Here is a 17,471-nt window from a genome sequence, read left to right on the forward strand (position 1 = left end):
CACTTGATTCCCCTTATTCTTTTCATATATAATTGTTAATCGTCATTTCAAATATCTTACATGGCCAAGTCAGATATTAACGAGCTAGTCAAGATAAGAGATTACAATTTGAACATGAACTATGAACCGAGGGGAACCTTCCAGATGAACAAATTCACATATTATAATCCCACCAAATTAATTTTTGGAGACAATCAAATTGAACAATTGCAGCAAGAGCTGTTGAATTACGGCAAAAACATTTTGCTGGTATATGGAGGCGGAAGTGTCAAGCGAAATGGTTTGTATGACCAGGTATTAAACGCGTTAGAGCCTCTGCACCTCTACATTCATGAATTGTCGGGCGTTGAACCCAATCCGCGCTTGTCTACCGTTAAGAGGGGCATCGAGATTTGCCGAAATGAAAAGATAGACTTCCTGCTTGCAGTTGGCGGCGGAAGCGTTATTGATTGCACCAAAGCCATCGCAGCAGGGGCTGAATATGACGGCGATGTGTGGGATATTATCAACAAAAAACATATGCCAATCCAGGCTTTGCCCTTCGGTACCATCCTTACACTCGCCGCCACGGGTTCGGAAATGAATCCGGATTCTGTCATCACCAGCTGGGAAACGAACGAAAAATACGTGTGGGGCAGCGCGGTGACGCATCCTAAATTCTCCATCTTGGACCCGAAAAACACCTTTTCTGTGCCACGTGATCAGACGGTTTATGGCATGGTGGATATGATGAGCCACGTCTTTGAACAGTACTTTCACAATGTTAAAAATACACCGCTGCAAGATCGTATGTGCTTTTCTGTGCTGCAAACCGTGATTGAAACGGCACCTAAGCTGCTGGAGGATTTGCACAACTATGAGCATCGCGAAACGATATTATATGCTGGGACGATTGCCCTGAACGGTACGCTGCAAATGGGCTACTTCGGGGATTGGGCTTCGCATACCATTGAACATGCACTATCTGCTGTATATGATATTCCTCATGCTGGCGGTCTAGCGATTCTGTTTCCCAACTGGATGAGACATACAGTGGATCAGGACGCTGCACGCATGAAGCGGCTGATGCTCAGTATGTTCGACTTGAACACTGTAGGTAAAACTGACAGAGAAATTGCCTTGGAAGGTATTGACCGTCTAAGTGCGTTCTGGACAAGTCTTGGTGCCCCTTCTACCCTGGCCGATTACAACATTAATGATGAACAATTGGAAAACATCGCAAGCATTGCGGCCCGTGAAATGGAGCACGGAGGTTTCGGTAATTATCAAAAGCTGAAACAGGAAGATATTTTAGCTATTTTGCGTGCATCGTTATAACAATTAAAAGGGAGTGTCCTCAAGCCTGTGATGGCTGAGAGCACTCCCTTTTATTATTTATGAATTGATCGTTTGTCCTTTTTCTTCTACTTGGATAGCCGCCCCTACATTGGCACCTGCAAGAATGCCCTTTTTCTTATTAGGGTACAAAGAGTTCATATAGGTTCGGGTTTCTGCAACGACAATGCCTGACAAGCCGAGCAGTGCAATCAGGTTCGGAAAAGCCATCATTGCGTTAAAAATATCTGCCAGCAGCCAGATGGCATCGAGCTTGATGAACGCGCCTCCGGCAACCAGTATGATGAACAGATAACGGTATGGTTTAATCCACTTGACCCCAAGCAAATATTCAACACAGCGTTCCCCGTAGTAGTTCCAGCCAAGTATCGTTGTGAACGCAAATAAAATAAGGCTAATCGTCACGAGCTCTGCTCCAGCCGGAAAGGCACTGGAAAACGCATGTTGAGTCATCAGACCTCCATCATCATTTCCACTCCATATTCCCGTAACCAGCAATGTAAATCCTGTCAAATTACAAATAATCATCGTATCGATAAAAACGCCCGTCATGGATATTAGTCCTTGTTCTGCGGGCCATTTCGTCTTAGCTGCTGCTGCTGCGATTGGCGCACTTCCCAAACCAGCTTCATTTGCAAAGATCCCTCTGGCAACTCCGCTTCGCATCGCCAGCATAATCGTGGCTCCGGCAAATCCACCCGTCGCAGATGTTGTCGAGAAAGCCCCTTGTAATACTAGTGCGATCGCATGAGGAAGCTCTCCTGCAAACTTAATGAGTACGATTAAACAAACCACGATATAGAGCCCCGACATGAATGGAACAATCTTTGTGGATACCTTGGCGATACTTTTGAGTCCTCCAATCGTAACAACAGCCGTCAACACGGAAATAATGATTGCTGTAACTACTGTTGGCACGCCAAAACTACTTTCCGTAGAAGAAACGATAGCCTTTACTTGCGGAAAAGTACCGATTCCAAATAGTGCTACAAGAATACCAGAAAAGGCAAACAACATCGCCAGCGGCTTGAAACGGCGGCCAAGCCCGTTTTCAATATAATACATCGGTCCACCCGAAAATTGTCCGTTCCGGTCTTTAACACGGTATTTAACGGATAATAACCCTTCCGCATATTTGGTTGCCATCCCGAAAAAAGCTGCAACCAGCATCCAGAATAATGAACCGGGCCCACCCAGTTTGATCGCTGTTGCGACACCGACGATACTTCCCGTACCTACAGTAGCTGCGAGTGCCGTACTCAATGCTCCAAAGCTACTGACATCCCCGCTGCCTTCGTCCGGCGCTTTACCAATTAGCTTGAGCGCTAAGGGCAATCGAATAATCTGAAGCATCTTCAGACGGATCGTTAGCCACAACCCAGTGCCCATGACGAGAATTAGAAGCGGCGCTCCCCACATCCAACTGTCAATTGTTTCTAATAAATGTACCAAATTCATTTCAACCCGCTCCTCCAGCATATTAAAAAACAAAAAAGAGTCAAATCCGTTGATTCGACTCCTGGAGAGGTTAAAGGCACGAAAAACAAACCAATTTGTACAGGATTTTATCTCTAAAAGCGTAGAGTATTCCCTGTCACAGGTTATTCGCGTCTCTGTCCTTTTGCCTGAGAGTTTAAGCAGATAATAATCTGCGGTGCACCTTCGGCGCCCAATTAAGGGTCTCTCCAGAGTTCTGTCCGTTTACGGTCCCTGCTTGTTGCTGTAAATCAGCTTAAGCACCTGAGAGTTTTGCCCCTTCGGTCGGAACTTTCGTTCCATCTCCCGCAAACATCAACCAGACATATGAAATTTTTATTTATTATACAGAAAACTTTCAGCGTATTACAAGTGAAAAATTTGTGAAGCCCTCTGACAAATTAATAGGGTGTCTATACAAAAAGCGGGTACAGCAGATTGCATCCTAAGGATTTTCTCTGCTGTACCCGCCCAAAACGATATAGAATTACAATTCTTCACCATTGGTTGCTATCACATTTTTATACCAGTTAAATGAGTCCTTTTTGGAGCGTTGGAGCGTTCCGTTACCGTCATCATCCAAATCAACGTAAATAAATCCGTAGCGCTTGGACATTTCGGAAGTAGACATGCTCACAAGGTCGATAGGACCCCAGCTGGTGTAACCAATCAGATCAACACCGTCAGCAATGGCTTCCTTCATTTGGGCAATATGCTGACGCAAGTAATCAATGCGATACGTGTCATGCACAGAGCCGTCCTCTTCTACCTTATCGTACGCACCCAGGCCATTTTCCACGATGAACAGCGGCTTTTGGTAACGGTCATAAAACGTATTTAGTGTAACACGCAGGCCGATCGGATCAATCTGCCATCCCCAATCGGAGGACTGCAAATACGGATTTTTCACACCGCCAATCAGGTTCCCTGCTGCCTTTTCTCCTTCTGGACCTACCGATACGGTCAAGGTCATGTAGTAGCTAAATGAGATAAAATCAACCGTATTATTTTTCAAAATTTCAGCATCGCCGGGTTCTGTCTGGATCACAATATTATTTTCTACAAAATAGCGGTTCATATAGTTGGGATACTCCCCACGAGCATGCACATCCGTAAAGAACAGATTCATTTGATTTTCATGCTGTGCTTTCAGAATATCCTCTGGGTTACACGTATGTGGGTAGCTTTCAATGCGAGCCAGCATACAGCCGATCTGAGCATCCGGAATGATCTCATGTCCCCGTTTGGTCGCCAGTGCACTTGCTACAAATTGATGGTGCAATGCTTGATATATCGCTTGTTGCTTGTTTCCTACACGGTCAATAACCACACCGCCGCCAGTAAACGGACTCATAGTCATGACATTGATTTCGTTAAAGGTCAGCCAGTATTTTACTTTATCCTTATAGCGTGTAAATACCGTTTCGGCATATTTTACGTAATGATCTACGACTTCGCGTCCCAACCAGCCATTATACTTCTGTGTCAGACCTAGCGGTGTTTCATAATGTGACAATGTTACCAACGGCTCAATACCATACTTGCGCAGCTCATCGAATACATTGTCGTAAAATTGCAATCCTGCTTCATTCGGCTCGGCATCATATCCATTCGGGAAAATCCGCGACCAGTGGATGGACATCCGGAATACTTTAAAGCCCATTTCTGCAAACAAAGCAATATCTTCTTTGTAGCGGTGGTAGAAGTCCACTCCTTCACGCTTTGGAAAACGGGCGTTTACCTTCCCTGCCAAGATGTCCTCCAGTCGTTCAGACGAAATTTCTATAGCATGATCGTTTTTACGTTCTGCCTTAGGTACATAGGCTATCATGTCTGCGCTGGACAGGCCTTTTCCATCTACGTCAAAAGCACCTTCCAATTGGTTGGCTGCAGTTGCCCCGCCCCATAGGAAGTTTTGCGGGAATCCTTTTAGCGTCTTCGTCATGGTATAAAAACCTCTTTTCTTATCTAATGTTTTCACTCTAGGGTGTGTCTTCAAACTGTTTAACAAAGCTTAAATAGGTTAAATAAAGTAGATGAGTACACGATACGAAATCCAAGATCAACAATGGCGGCTAATTCAAAAGCTGTTTCCACCCGAACGTAAACCACAAGGAGGACGTCCTACTGTGGACAATCGATGGATGTTAAATGCCATGCTTTGGGTCGCTCGTTCGGGTGCCCCATGGCGGGATCTACCAGACACCTTTCCCCATTGGAAATCGGTATATACTCGCTTTCGGCGCTGGCAGAAAGCAGGGATTTGGGATAAGGTTCTAGAGCATGTTTCGCTTGATCTCGACGAAGAAAGCATAATGATTGATGCCACGATCGTGCGGGTCCATCAGCATGGATCAGGCGCAAAAGGGGGCAAGACAAGCAAGCAATCGGACGATCCCGAGGGGGACTAAGCACGAAAATTCATGCCGTGGTTGATGCGTTGGGAAATCCACTTCGTTTCGAATTGACGGGAGGACAGGCCCATGATTCTGTCCAGGGATACAAAATACTCCAAACCATTGAACTAACCATGAAGCAAGTCTTAGCTGACCGGGCGTATGACACCAACGCTATCCGATCTCTTTTGAAAGAGCATGAAGCGATCCCGGTGATCCCAGGGAAGAAAAATCGGCGGGTGAAACCGAAATACGACCACGATCTCTACAAAGAGCGTCATTTGGTGGAATGCTTTTTTAACAAGGTGAAAAAATATCGTCGACTTGCTACTCGCTATGATAAATTAGCCTGCACTTTCCAGGCTTTTTTAACGCTGGCTTCCATTCTCGTATGGCTTGCTTAGGTTTGAAGACACGCCCTAGTCAATAACCCATCAGGTGCTGCAATGCGAATCAATAACTAACGGTGACCGTTATCCTTTGAAATGCACCGATAGATGCTTTAAAATAGACGTAATGCCCTCATAAGCATCCTAATTGTTGTAACGCGTTTCATGTCAAGTATTTTTTTCTTAGGTGAGGAGAAGCATCATGTCGAATCTTGATCAAATTGCAAAACTGGCGGGCTTTTCCAAAGCTACGGTATCCAGAGTGTTAAATCAGTCCCCCCATGTAAGCCACGAAACCAGAACTAAAATTTTAAAAATCATGCAGGAATTAGATTATGTTCCTAATCGGAATGCGATTTCTTTATCCAAGGGCCAAACGCTTCAGATTGGTATCATCACATCAACTATTAATGAAATTGTTCTGGCATTTCTGGACAGCTTTGTAGAAATCGCAGGACAATATGAATTTCAAACCATTATTTATACTTCGGGAGAAGACAAAAAGAAAGAGCTTCAAGCTTTCGAGGATTTAAAAAGAAAAAGAGTCGATGCGCTGGTCATCATTTCCTGCGTGAATGACACTGATTTTTTGAGTACTTATTGCAAATATGGACCGATCGTGGCATGGCAACGAATGGAGCATACCGGTATTCGCTCCGTCGCAATGGATCAGTATGAAGGATATATGTTAGCGCTCAAACATTTGATACAAAAAGGTTATACACGTATAGCCAATGCTTTTGGTCGTCCGAGCAGCATCAATACTCACAGCAGACAACGTGCTTATGAGCAGATCATGAGTGAACACAATCTGCCAGTGTTGCAGCACTGGAACTATTCTTCTATTTATAACATTCGTGACGGCGAACAGGTTGTGCGCAATTTATTACAGCATCGTGAGGAATTTCCGGAGGCTATTTTGTGTGCAAACGATTATGTAGCAGTGGGCATTCTCTGCGAAGCGCGCAGACAATTGCTGAAGGTACCAGAAGATCTGGCGATTATTGGGTTTGATAACACGGAGCTGGCGCACACGATGGGAATTACAACGGTTCAAAATCCCATAATGGCTCAGGCACAAAATGCTTTTTTCATGCTTTCTCCTCAGCTGATTGGACGCCAGATGGAGCTTCATTCACTGGAGTACAGCCTCATTGAGCGTACAACCACTTAAGAGCACAGTTGGCTCGCAAACTAGGCAAATGGGCCTTAATATAAAATATTTTTTGTCGAAAGAGAATAAAATATGTTGAAATCGCTTTTTTTTGTGCTACAATAGCACTATATCGAAGGATTGTGACCGGTGATGCGGGCAATGCCTGAGTTCAATTGAGTGCTATTGCTAACAATAGTATTGAATTGTGCTTGGGCATTTTTTATTGGTAAAGGATGGGAGGGGGGAACTTCAATGATTATTGAGAAGGTGCTCAATAACAACGTCCTGTTGACTAAAAACGATAAAGGCAAAGAGGTCATCGTCATGGGAAGAGGTATTTCCTTCAAAAAGGTGGCTGGCGACCCAGTCGATGATCATAAAATAGATAAGATTTTCATGTTAAATGAAAACGAGTTCACGGCCAGACTAACTGAGCTGCTGAACGATATTCCCGTGTCTCATCTGGAGGTCGTGAATGAAATCGTGACCCATGCAGCAGAAGTGCTGGATACGGAGTTAAGTGATAACATTTATTTAACATTGACCGACCATATTCATTTTGCCATACAGCGGGAAGAAAAAGGATTAGCACTCAAAAACGCGATGCTGTATGAAATTAAACGCTTTTACAAAAAAGAATTTGCAGTTGGACTGGATGCTCTGCAAAAAATAGAAAATACGCTCGGTGTAAAATTGGGCGAAGACGAAGCGGGATTTATTGCATTGCATATGGTGAATGCACGGATCGACGGTAACGAGATGAAGGCTACACTGAAAATGACCGAGATTGTCCAACACATATTGAACATTATTACGTATCATTATGGGATTGTGCTGGATGAGTCTTCTTTTAGCTATTCGAGATTTTTGACCCATTTGCAATATTTTGCAATGCGAGTGATTCGCAAAGAGGTTATTCACAGTGGTGAAGAATTTTTGTACAACCAGGTAAAGCAAACCTATACCGAAGCTTTTGCTTGTACCCAAAAAATTAATGAATATCTAGAAAAAACATATGATCAATATTTAAGCAAAGATGAATATGTATATCTAACGATTCACATTCATCGGGTAACTGAGCGTAATAACATATCAGGCTAAAAATTTCATATCCTCATCGTTCATGGATTGTGACTGGTAAGGCAGGCAAAACCTAAACTGATGGTGAAATCAACGTTCCCTCATAGAAGGAGTGCGTCGTTTTCACCACGAGTTTAGGTTTTTCTTGTTTACAAGGTTATAAAGATGCACGCCGGCGCATCTTAGCAACAGCTGTAAACGGTAAATCCTATCAGTAGCAAGAATAACACTTAAGGAGTTCTGAACATGAGTGATAAAGAGCTATCCAAAAAAATAGTGACTCTCGTTGGCGGCGAAGAGAATGTCAATTCGGTATTTCATTGCGCTACACGCTTGAGATTTAAATTAAAGGATCGCACAAAAGCGGACAAAGCTGCACTGGAAGCTACGCCTGGTGTCATTACAGTGGTGGAAAGCAGCGGACAGTTCCAAGTGGTCATCGGTAACAATGTAGGCCAAGTCTTTGAGCATATGATGGCAGAAACAAATCTGCAGGATGCGGATAATCCAAATGCGAAAAAAGAAGAATCTTCCGAAAAAACGAATTTTCTCGGCAAAGCGGTCGATATCATTTCCAGCATTTTCTCCCCTCTCTTGGGTGCTCTTGCCGGAGCAGGTTTGCTCAAAGGGATTATGGCCTTAATTGCGTCGCTCCATTGGATTGATACTGCAAGCGGTACGTATCTCATTCTGAATGCCGCTTCGGACAGCGTATTTTATTTCTTGCCTATATTCCTAGCTATTACATCGTCCCGTAAATTTAAGACCAATGCCTTTGTATCAGTCGCAGTTGCTGGAGCACTCGTGTACCCGGATGTTATTGCAGCGGTGGACAATCCGGCAAAACTGGCTTTTCTCGGGATTCCAATCATTCTGATAAAATACAGTTCCAGTGTAATCCCAATTATTCTCGCGGTATGGGTACAATCCTATGTGGAACGCTGGTTTAATTCCTTTGTTCATCAATCAGTTAAAAACATTATCGTACCTATGCTATCACTGCTGGTCGTTGTTCCATTGACGTTTTTGGCCTTTGGTCCAGTCGGTAACCTGATTAGTCAAGGCTTGGCGAACGGTTTTACATGGGTATACAATTTAAGCCCATTGATTGCCGGGGCTGTTGCCGGGGCGTTCTGGCAAGTATTTGTTATTTTCGGCGTACACTGGGGCTTCGTTCCTATTATGCTGTCCAATATTCAAACATTGGGTTATGACACGATGCTTCCAATGCTTACAGCAGCCGTACTTTCTCAAGCTGGTGCAACACTGGGGGTATTCCTGAAATCACGAAATACTCAAATGAAGGCTTTGGCTGGTTCCTCTACACTGGCAGCTGTATTCGGGATTACTGAACCTACGATTTATGGTGTAACTTTGAAATTGAAAAAGCCGTTCATTTATGCTTGTATTTCTGGTGGTATTGGGGGCGCGATTATCGCTTCCGGTGGAGCGACTGCAAAATCCTTCTCCCTGCCTAGTTTACTGGCGCTTCCAACTTATTTTGGAGCTGGATTCTTGTGGGTTGTCCTCGGCTTACTTGTTGCCTTTGTACTCGCAGTTGTATTGGTTATGATTTTGGGCTTTGATGATCCAAAAGAAGAAGCTGTAAAAACAGAAACAGCACCCGTAAAAAAAGAAGTAACAATCGAAAAGGAAATCCTCGTAAGTCCGTTGCAAGGTAAAGTGCTGCCATTGGAACAATCTTCTGATGTTGCTTTTGCTTCAGGCGCTATGGGGAAAGGAATCTTGATCGATCCTACAGAGGGTGTGCTGACATCTCCGGTTAACGGAACGATTACGACCGTATTCCCGACCGGACATGCCATCGGTATTACTTCCAATGACGGAGCAGAAATTCTGATTCACGTTGGTGTTAATACGGTGAAGCTGAAAGGACAATTCTTTGACAAGCGCGTCAAAGAGGGTGATGTGGTGAAGCAAGGGCAGTTGTTGCTTGAATTTGATATCGAACAAATTAAGGCGGCAGGCTATACAACGACTACGCCGATCATCGTAACCAATTCCGCTCAATACCTGGATGTACTGAACACCATGGAAACTGAAGTGAAACGTGAGGATTACTTATTGACTGTTGTAGTCTAACGTTTAACTTTCAGACTAAAAGAAGCTTTCCTAATGGAAAGCTTCTTTTTTATACATCATGAGACAAGTGTTACAGCGAAAAATGGAAATATCATATATTGTAAGTTTGAGATTGTAAAAAAAGGAGGATTTCTGTGAAAAAAGGATATATCGCCGGGTTAAGTGTCATTGTGTTGCTTATCATTGGTATCGCTATTTCAGCTGTAGTTAAATTTCAAGACCTAGAGCAGGTAGTTCAGCAGAAAGATAAAGAGATCCAAGCGAGCAAAAGCAATTACCCCGAAATATATGACCACTTGAATGCGGTTACAATTGATGGTTTTAAACAATTCATTCAGCAGGATCAAAGTGTATTTGTTTATGTTGGCAGACCCAGTTGTGGCGACTGCAACCGATTTGAGCCTAACTTTAACAAGATGATCGAACAGTATGATCTGGGCTCCAAAATTACGTTTTTGAACGTTCACAAAATTCATAAGGACAAAGCCCAATGGAATAAATTCAAAGCAGATTACAACGTAAAATACACCCCCACGATTGCAGAATTCAGAAACGGCAAGCTGGTGGATAAAATAGAATGGATGCCGAAAAGAGACCTCAGTACAGATGCCGTAAAAGAGTGGCTAACCTTCAAAAAACTCATTTAATAAGCCTCTTTCCTATCCAATTCATTAAGAACAATACGAGTTGTTCATGCAAAAAAGGTATTCAAGCGAACAACGCATGAATACCTTTTTATTGAGCATTTCCAGCCATCAAGCTTGATTAAAAAATAGTTCCTAGCGCTCTTCACTGGCTTCAGATGAACCTCGTTCTTACCCGTTCGTTCCTATATTACAGGCACCTTTATACAGTACGAGCATCAATCCAATCGGGAAATTCATATCGGATAATATCCGTTTCGGATACGATATGTCCGATTTGTGACTCAATGAATTCCAAATCTCCCTCTACGGCTCCTATAAAATGCTTGGTACCAGGTTCTACAACGATGACCATACCGGGGCTGACGGTCTGTGTCATCCCATTGATACAGACGCTTCCGGTTCCTGAAACGATGGTCCAAACCTCTTTTCGAAACTGATGCTCATGATAGCTGATAAATCTCCCCTTCGAAATGACAACCCGTTTGGTGACCGTTTGTAACCCGCTTGCTGCTTGTTGATGGGATAAGACCGTTTGCTTACCCCAAAAGCGCTCCTCAAAACGCGGCCCAATTTCAATTTCTGCCACCATATCCTTAATTCCTGTTGATGATTGTCGATCCGTAACCAACACGCCATCCGGTCCAGCAACGACAATAATGTCTGGGACATTCCAGATGCTGACCGGAATCTCCAGTTCATTGATGATATGCGAGTCATGTGATGCTTCTGAAATATATCCGGGACCGCTCAGCTTTGAACTCACTTCCCGCACCAACGAATCCCATGTTCCTAAATCTCTCCATTCTCCATGATATGGGAGCACGGAGAGCTTACGAGTGTGTTCTACTACCGCAATATCAAAGCTGGTTTTAGGCAAGTCTGCGTAATTTGTCGAAAGTGTTTCATAATCGGCTGGTAAACCCATTTGCGTCAGCACATCCAATAAAAATCCGATTCTAAAAGCAAACACTCCGCAATTCCATAACGCTCCTTCACGGATCAATACTTCGGAGCGAATCAGATCAGGCTTTTCTACAAATGAACTCACTCTATAGTATTCCTGGTCAGACAAAGGAGATGAAGGCACAATATATCCATATTTGTCCGAGGGCTCAGTTGGAACAGCCCCCATCAATGCGATATGGCTTCCTGATTGCTCTAATATCGAAGGAAGCCTGCGCAGATGCTCGAAAAATTCATCCCCCGCATAGCCATCCACCGGCATGACCCCTACGATTTCGTCGCGTGATGCGCCTGCAACATCATGCAAGTAAGCCGTAGCCAGGGAAATAGCCGGAAAGGTATCCCGCTGAGTCGGCTCCTCAATCACCACAGCGTCTCCGCCAATTTGCCCCTGAATCAGTTCGATCTGAGTTCCACTCGTAGAAAAATAAGCTTGATCTGCCAAATCAGCTTCATCTAACTGTCTCCATATCCGTTGCAGCATACTTTCCGGTCGCTCGTCATGACGTAGGATGGAAAGAAACTGCTTGGGGCGGTTCACATTGGATAAGGGCCATAGTCGTTTACCCGAACCTCCGGATAATAAAATCATTCGCAAAGATGCAACCTTCTTCCTTTAAATTCATATTTTCCTTACATTATAGGACTGTTTGCTTTTCGTGCTTTTGCCGAATACATAAGTATGTAACATCGTAGAACATACATAGTTATGCAATGTTAATTGTATCTTTGTCCGTACAGGAGATGTCTGTCATGCCTACAAAAATACTCATCATTGAAGGTCAAAAAAGTTTGGCTGATATGATTGCTCTTCATCTTCAAGAGGAAGGCTATCATACCGAACTAATCTATGATTGTAAACTCGCAATTCCTACATTAATGCACTTTAAGCCGGACATTATTGTGACCGCGCTAATGTTTTCCGGTAAAGTCGAATGTGAGCTGATCAGCCACATCCGCCAATTTACTACGGTTCCTGTGCTCGTCATCTCTAATAACACCCTGCTGAACACAAGAATAAAGGCTCTAGACGACGGAGCGGATGACTTTTTATGCAAGCCCTTCAGTCTGAGAGAGTTAAACGCCCGCATCAAAGCCTTGCTGCGCCGCAGTGGCAGCAACATGCTCACTGAGACACCAACGATAACCCAAAAGCTTAAAAAGGTAAGAGTCTGGGTGAATGATTACCGTCATAGCCTGTTGGTCGATGACCAGGAAATCGAAGTTACTCACATCGAATTTTCTATTATAAAAGAGATGTCCTGCAATCCAGGGAAAGTTTTTACCCGTAGCGAATTGATGGATCGGGTCAAAGGCGGCGATGGCGCTTATCTGGATCGTACCATCGACGTACATATCTCCAGCCTCCGCAAAAAAATTGAACGTGACCCTAAAAATCCTCAGCATATCCGTACCGTTTGGGGCAGAGGCTACAAATACGAGATGTAGCCGTATAGTAACGGTCTGGTTCCCTCTGGGCAGCTTGCTTCTTATGGAAGCTTCCGCTTTGTCCATCGCCGATAAGGAAGAAAACAAGCTGCTCCACCCAATATCCCTATGACAAACAATACCCAGCCAAAACGGTAGGCTGAAGCCAGAATAATGACAACCTTACCGTTTCCGCTGCCATTCGTTATGAATCCGGTCGTTACTCCATTCACAGACAGACGTGCTCGCTGATTTTCGCTACCCAGCCTGAACTCCCATAATGGATTGGGTGATTCTGTCTCCCGGATCAGCACCTGCTGATGCATTGGATTATATAGTGTAAAGCTGCGTTCCATGGAATTTTCACGAGTAGCCTGAATGCTTTCCGAAGCGTGTGGTGCCATAAAAAAGGTTTCCATATCCGTTCCCTCAAACAGCGTAAATTGATCCACTGTAATCATCGCTTGATAAGGGATGATGGAATATTGCCTCATTTGAAATAAGCCTGATTGCTTCTTGTGCGCATGCGCCAATATCTGAAACTGCATCAAGACGGTTCCTGCTGGAGCCTTCACTATTTGATCATAATGATTCCATTGCTCCTTATCTCTCTCCTCTACCTCATCAATATAGGAGGTTTGAAGAATCTGGGACGCTTTATTTAAGAAAATGACCTTCATGTGCCGACTTCCAATTTGTTCTGATCGCGCATCCAACTGCACCACGTACTCTTGCAGCGGCTCTGCCTTCATTTTTTTGGACGCATAAATATTCCAGTCACAGGAATAGCTAGGTGCGTAACGAATAGACAGTTCTTTGTCCTGGATGGACAGATTCGTCTGACCAGGCCGAATATCTGCTACACATCCAACATCCGAGCCCAATGATTCCTTCGTGTCCTGCCCAGGCATTACCGTCACTTCCTGCCCGTCCATTCGATGAATATCTGCAAAATGGCTCAATGACGGCACCTGACTGTCCAGGGCAAGGGTTAAGCGATATTTTCCCTTGGTTAAGAATAAATTTTTGAACTCTACTCGGCCATAGTCGTTCAGCAGATCGGGAATTTGTATGATTTTCTTGGCAAAACCATCCTGATTGGGCACCGTTTCAATAACCTGCTTTTCGGATAATGAGGTAGCGGATAACCGCTTATATGACTCACCCGTACGAATTGTTCTGGTCAGCACCTCTCCAGTCTCTTCATTCTTCCATTTCATTGCTAATGATCCTTCGTATCCGGCAGGTAGATTAGCCAAAATTGCTGTGCCATAGGTTCCCGTTTTGGTGACTTCCACCTCTCTGCTTAACGTCCCTTTTTGGTAACTGATTCCCCGTCCCATACTAAGTCTTGGTAACGCACGTTCCGTCTGCACATTCCCTTGGGCATTAAAATCGCTCTCTGCCTCCAAGGTGAAAAAGAGCTTGCCCCGCTTTAATGCCTGCTCCACCGGAAAAGATAACTGATCCAGTTGATCCACAGGAACAATCGCAAATTGATTGACCGCATTAAAGCCTTGCAGGTTATTAACCGTGACTGGGTTATCTCCTTTTGGAAAAACATGTTCTCCCAGATCGACCCATTGGAATTGGTTTAATCCCTCATCATGGGTCTTGATGTTAGTCACTCCATCCGGCAGTGTGACTTGCAATTTCCCGCCTGCCTTATTCATGAACACTCTAGCATATACATGTGAGGTTTGAGGCTGGTCCATCTTTTTATGCATCGTAAACGTGTTAGGCTTACTGTATTGCCCCAAATCACGCAGCTGAATATCGTGAATCCACCAGTAATTTTTTTGCTGCGGACGCTGGAGGGTTAACAAATCCATTCGCATCCAATAGCTACCAGGTGGTGAAACGTATTCCCCGTAAAATTTTACACTGTCAAAATTATAGCCCTCTGAAGGTGCCACAACATAGCTGACCCCCAGCTCACGCATTTGCTTATCATAAAACCTCATTTTTACATGCATTTTGTTCGTCCCACGGCCAGAAACGGTGATGTGGAACTGATATGGATTATTTTCCTTGGCTTCTAGCAATCCAGATCTGGCGACCTGCCATATATTACTCGGATCTCCCTTCATAATCTCGCCATGCAGAGTCGGCACATCGTTTGATTCCTCTCGGGGGTTAGCCTGCACACTGAACAACTGCGGATTATCAGGCTTGAAAAAGGTTTCCGTTCTCAGCATAGAGTCAAAATCCAGCACCGTATTCCCTTCAATGCTGCTCATCTGATACGGTGCTACATCCAGCTTCTTACTGGCAAAGGTGACTGCAATCCCTGCATCCATCTCCATATCAAACGGGAAGTTCCGTATATTTTGGGAGGATAAATACCACAACCAATCGTTGGTTGATGCAAAAGTTTTGGACCATTTCAAAAAAGCATTGCCATCCTCAATCGCATCAAAAGGCCGCAAGTAATTCTCTGCCGGGAGCTGTGACAACAGCAAGTCATTGAAGGAGACTGCCTCCACATAATCCCCTTTGTTGACCGTCTGAATGGTGTTTAGCTCAGGCTTCAACGCGCTGAACAGCACTCCAAAACGGCTGAAATCAAAACCAGGCAAATGACTATAGCTCTCCAGCCGGCTAAATCCGTAAGGTGTCACAATTTTACTTGCAAGGATATTCATATAGGGCGGTGCCTGATCAAGATTGAATATGGAAAATAAGTCGTTCTTATACGTACGTTTCAACCCGGTCTGACCTTCCAGCTGAGACAGGTGGAAATCCTGCCGCTTCTCCTGTCCCTCATATTCGTCATGGTAGACCAACTGGTTGACCCCAAAAGTAGAGAATAGCCAGCCTAATCGCGAGCTTAATCCGTTGTCCATAACATACTGCAGAAAATTCATATAGTATGTAATACCGGGATCATTGCCTTCATGATGAAAGATCGTATTTTTAGGAGAAGAGTATACCTGAAAATCTCCAGTCGCCTTCTCGGTTGCCGTCTTTCCTTTATTCCATTTGGGCGTCGCTACTCCGTTATAGCTTTGAATCATATTATCAGCAATTGGAAAATACAGTGCCTTGCTGTCAAAACGATCTGAGTCAGTCAGCTTTTCAGCCATTTGACTATAATCCTCCGGCACTTGTACCGGCTTGTAATACCCCTCAATGAACTGCGTACGCAAGGGAGCCAAATACACGCCCAGGCACAAAACGACGATAACAACCGCCAGCTTTTTATACCCACGCTGTAGCGGTGATGATCCAAACCATTCCATACATTGAATGACGCCAAAGGTCAGCAACACTCCGAAATTAAGGGAGAGCAGTCCAATAAATTTGTTAGGATCACGGAAAACCGAACCAATCACAGGGGTTTTCGTAACCAGAATGACAAACCACTTGGCAATGGACGGAAATGTCGTTCCAGTCGCTGCAACCATAAATAACAGCGTAAGGAGCGAGAAGATCAGAATGATCGGATTTTTATGTGAACGTGTCACCATCGCGTACCCGATCAATAGCAACAAGAATCCCCCACCTACATAAAACATCGCAGGCAGCGAGGAAAACGAGAACATGGGCCACCAATAGCTCAGTAAATAACCCACATTATATAAACTGCTGTTACGGCTGAATAGAGACAACGTATCCACGACGTTGATATTATGCTGAGACGCTTGAGCGTCCATCAACATGCTGCCTACATACAGGGACAACCAATAAAAACTGAGCAGACCGAAAAACACGCCAAAAATCATACCTTTACGCAAAAAATTACCGTATAAGGGCTGTAAATAGGCGCGCCCTGCCTTACGATGGGTCCAGGTCAGTTTGAGCAGGAGCAACATGGTGAACAATCCCAAATAAATCATCCCAAAGAAAAAATAATGAATGGCCGCAGCACTCACGGTGAATACTGCAGCCAGCAGGAACAGGTCAATCCAGTTCCGCTGATACAATTTATGGGGATGATAGTTTTTAATTTGTTGAATTTGAAACTTGGGGTCCACCGCACTGAAAAAAAATCGCAGCATTAACGGAAACAAACTATAGCCACAAAGCAAATAAATATGCTGGATGCGAAAAATAACCCACGGATTCAGTGCATAAAACAACGAACCCACCACAATGGCAAAAATACGGGTTTTCGTAAAGCTTGGTGAATAATACACGCTGACCAGTCGCTTGGCAAAGGCATACATCGAAAAAGCCGAAACAAATAACAAGCCTGTGATAAACGACTTGAGCAAGACCGGACCGCTTTCGTCAAATAATAATGAAAGTCCATAGAAAGGCAAGATGTACAGAATGCGTGGAGCGTTAAACAGGGTCGAGGTAGACCATCGTTCGTTCCATACCCCGGTTATTTCCTCCAGATACCGATGAGAGGTGGCTCCAAAGGCAATGTCACTGAACACGATTTGTCCAGGTCCATAGATGGGGGCAAGATACGCAACGATCGAAACCAGCATCCATATGATTGCCGCCATATCGTAGCGATAGCGAAATATCCACTTTTTCATGCTTGTCC

General features: G+C 44.2%; 10 protein-coding genes, 1 pseudogene and 2 riboswitches. Of the genes and pseudogenes, 7 read left to right on the forward strand and 4 right to left on the reverse strand.

Annotated features, from left to right (window positions below):
• The first annotated feature begins 144 nt into the window (after positions 1-144).
• Complete coding sequence (locus EGM68_RS19900) at positions 145-1,317, forward strand: iron-containing alcohol dehydrogenase (RefSeq protein WP_058830501.1); 1,173 nt, start codon at positions 145-147, stop codon at positions 1,315-1,317.
• 57 nt (positions 1,318-1,374) lie between these two features.
• On the opposite strand, the gene EGM68_RS19905 is transcribed toward EGM68_RS19900, so the two are convergent.
• Both EGM68_RS19905 and EGM68_RS19910 read right to left on the reverse strand, forming a co-directional pair.
• A complete protein-coding gene (locus tag EGM68_RS19905; protein WP_016324662.1) occupies positions 1,375-2,793 on the reverse strand; it encodes an alanine/glycine:cation symporter family protein in 1,419 nt (472 codons plus the stop codon).
• A 145-nt stretch (positions 2,794-2,938) separates the two neighbouring features.
• Positions 2,939-3,034, reverse strand: a riboswitch (glycine riboswitch).
• Between the two features lie 11 nt (positions 3,035-3,045).
• A riboswitch (glycine riboswitch) is annotated at positions 3,046-3,130 on the reverse strand.
• Between the two features lie 168 nt (positions 3,131-3,298).
• A complete protein-coding gene (locus tag EGM68_RS19910; protein ID WP_129549874.1) occupies positions 3,299-4,756 on the reverse strand; it encodes a glycoside hydrolase family 1 protein in 1,458 nt (485 codons plus the stop codon).
• Positions 4,757-4,847: 91 nt separating this feature from the next.
• Here EGM68_RS19910 and EGM68_RS19915 point away from each other — a divergent pair.
• The 5 genes and pseudogenes from EGM68_RS19915 (at position 4,848) to EGM68_RS19935 (ending at position 10,582) form a co-directional block, all read left to right on the forward strand.
• A pseudogene (locus EGM68_RS19915) lies at positions 4,848-5,611 on the forward strand (IS5 family transposase).
• A gap of 187 nt (positions 5,612-5,798) precedes the next feature.
• Positions 5,799-6,770, forward strand: a complete 972-nt coding sequence (locus EGM68_RS19920; RefSeq protein WP_129549875.1) for a LacI family DNA-binding transcriptional regulator — start codon at positions 5,799-5,801, stop codon at positions 6,768-6,770.
• 234 nt (positions 6,771-7,004) lie between these two features.
• Positions 7,005-7,853, forward strand: a complete 849-nt coding sequence (gene licT, locus EGM68_RS19925; protein WP_013372719.1) for a BglG family transcription antiterminator LicT — start codon at positions 7,005-7,007, stop codon at positions 7,851-7,853.
• 225 nt (positions 7,854-8,078) lie between these two features.
• Positions 8,079-9,935: a beta-glucoside-specific PTS transporter subunit IIABC gene (locus EGM68_RS19930; protein ID WP_013372720.1), complete on the forward strand. Its 1,857-nt coding sequence runs from the start codon at positions 8,079-8,081 to the stop codon at positions 9,933-9,935.
• A 134-nt stretch (positions 9,936-10,069) separates the two neighbouring features.
• Positions 10,070-10,582 (forward strand): thioredoxin family protein, encoded by a 513-nt coding sequence (locus tag EGM68_RS19935; protein ID WP_013372721.1) that lies wholly within the window; start codon positions 10,070-10,072, stop codon positions 10,580-10,582.
• Positions 10,583-10,781: 199 nt separating this feature from the next.
• Here the strand turns inward: EGM68_RS19935 and EGM68_RS19940 are convergent, their stop codons facing one another.
• A complete protein-coding gene (locus EGM68_RS19940; protein WP_013372722.1) occupies positions 10,782-12,137 on the reverse strand; it encodes a sugar phosphate nucleotidyltransferase in 1,356 nt (451 codons plus the stop codon).
• A 161-nt stretch (positions 12,138-12,298) separates the two neighbouring features.
• Here EGM68_RS19940 and EGM68_RS19945 point away from each other — a divergent pair, with 161 nt between their 5' ends.
• Positions 12,299-12,994, forward strand: a complete 696-nt coding sequence (locus tag EGM68_RS19945; protein ID WP_013372723.1) for a response regulator transcription factor — start codon at positions 12,299-12,301, stop codon at positions 12,992-12,994.
• Positions 12,995-13,035: 41 nt separating this feature from the next.
• Here the strand turns inward: EGM68_RS19945 and EGM68_RS19950 are convergent, their stop codons facing one another.
• Positions 13,036-17,463, reverse strand: coding sequence for a hypothetical protein (locus EGM68_RS19950; protein WP_129549876.1), 4,428 nt, complete (start codon positions 17,461-17,463; stop codon positions 13,036-13,038).
• Between the last annotated feature and the right edge of the window lie 8 nt (positions 17,464-17,471).

This window comes from Paenibacillus sp. M-152, assembly GCF_003856555.1.
Lineage (GTDB): Bacteria > Bacillota > Bacilli > Paenibacillales > Paenibacillaceae > Paenibacillus > Paenibacillus polymyxa_C.